This window comes from Helicobacter didelphidarum, from assembly GCF_003364195.1.
Taxonomy (GTDB): Bacteria; Campylobacterota; Campylobacteria; order Campylobacterales; family Helicobacteraceae; genus Helicobacter_A; species Helicobacter_A didelphidarum.
In genome coordinates, this window is the sequence record NZ_NXLQ01000103.1 from 1 (window position 1) to 1927 (window position 1927).

1 protein-coding gene and 1 pseudogene are annotated in these 1927 nt (G+C 29.7%); both read left to right on the top strand.

Translation table 11 applies throughout. From position 1 onward, the window contains the following. A partial coding sequence (locus tag CQA53_RS13435; RefSeq protein ID WP_407918855.1) for a lipase family protein occupies nt 1-1399 on the top strand: 1399 nt, incomplete at its 5' end. After that, nucleotides 1400-1927 (top strand): annotated as a pseudogene (locus CQA53_RS11085) (hypothetical protein); the annotation flags it as partial.

The following is a 1927-nucleotide window of genomic DNA, read 5'->3' on the forward strand; positions in this document are numbered from 1 at the left end:
ATTACTAAAAGATTCCACTCAAGAAGCAACTTTAGAGAATTTCATCTCTCCTATAGATTCTAATACCAAACTTAATATCACAGGGCATTCATTAGGGGGAGCATTAACACAAATGCTAGTTTTAAGTCTATGTGATGATAAAAATGAGGCAAATATCAATGAAGCATATACTTTTAATTCGCCCGGTGCAAGAGATTTAAAACCTCCTTATGATACGATTATTTATTACACAACTGATACAAAAGAAATGATTGCAAAACAACTTAGAGAGAAGGCAGGGAAAACAAATAAGTATATATTTGAGACAAATAGTAAAATCAATTATATGCTAAATAAGATTGCTAAAAATAACAATACACACTTTGGTATAAATTTTTGTGTCGATACAGCGGGTGAAGAAGATAGAGCTAGTGTTACTTACAAAAAAATAGATAATGCTTTGGTATGTTTTTATGAAACACTTATCAAAAACTATGAAAAAGGCAACACGAAAGTTGATAAAGAAAACAAATATAAGCTAAGCATAAGCGATAGAGTGCATCATATAGAATCTTCAACAAATGAAGAAGCAAATAAATGCTATATATCTTCACCTATAGCATTGCTAGGGGAGGATATAGCTGGATTGTATCATACCATCAATGAAAAGGAAGGAAGCCATTCTATTAAATATCTCACTTGGTATCTTTATTTATATGACTACCTCTTAAGTGATGTGAATGTCAATTCTAAGTGGGAATGGAATCTTGATAATCTCAATAGATTTATTCAAATGGTATTTCATTTGAATAAAAATCATTTTAAGATGTTTAAAACAGATACAAATAAAAGCAAAACAGAAAAGACAAAAATAACTAATATACACAAAACACCACTTTTGACTATTATATCAGATTTGCTTTTTATCACACGAGATACGCTTTTTGAATGTCAAATATTTGCTAAGGGATTCTATGATAATGAGGAAATCAAAAAAAGACTAGATGAAAATTATGCTATAGATACACTTATGCTCATGCAAGAGCATAATATCGAATTAAAACTATTTTCTTTTTATAGAGATGAACAATCTTTGCTTGACAAAACTTTATTTAAGGTTTCAACTTTTTATTCACTCTATGCCTTTAAACCTTATGAGGTCTATAAAAATAATAAAGCATATCTTACAAAAGATAATCTTGAGTTGGTATTTGGATACAATGCAGACTTTGCTCAATGCTTTTATGGAAAAGATAAAATACTACATATCGAATCTGCAAAAAACATAGAATATGGCTATATGAAACATTTTCATATATTGTGGAATAACCCACAAGATGTAGATGAAAAAAGCCCTATTGTTAATATGGGAAATATCAACAACAACAAAGCAAGTTTTATATTGATAAAAGGGGAATAAATGGATTTACTTTGTGTGAATGATGATAATGTCATAATTGATATAAAAGATTTGATAGAACAAGGTATAGAAATATCAAATACACAAATACAATTCTATGGGACAATCCTAAATGGCTCAAAAGAATCCCCTAACAATCCTTTATACTTTGGGGAATTAGATAATGATGGAGAGTTGATAGAATCTAAACCTATATATCACTTAATCGGTGAAACAGACTATGACACAAAAGATTCTAAAGAGAACTTTACTCAAACCCTCCAAATATTCCTTCATTCTTCTACACTTACGATACTTCATTATTCTCTTATTCATTCAAGCCTTCATATCAAACTAGAATGTAATAGCTCTGAATCTCAAGAGATACAAGAGAAAGAAAAAGCACTCTTAGAATCTAAAGCAAAAGATTCTAATGACAATAAAGAAATAATCTCCACTGCATTCCTCTGTCCTGTCCTAGAAGATAATGAGCTTAAATGTCCTCATAATGGTAGAGTAAAGCTAAAGAGTAAGAAAGGTAAAAGCTTC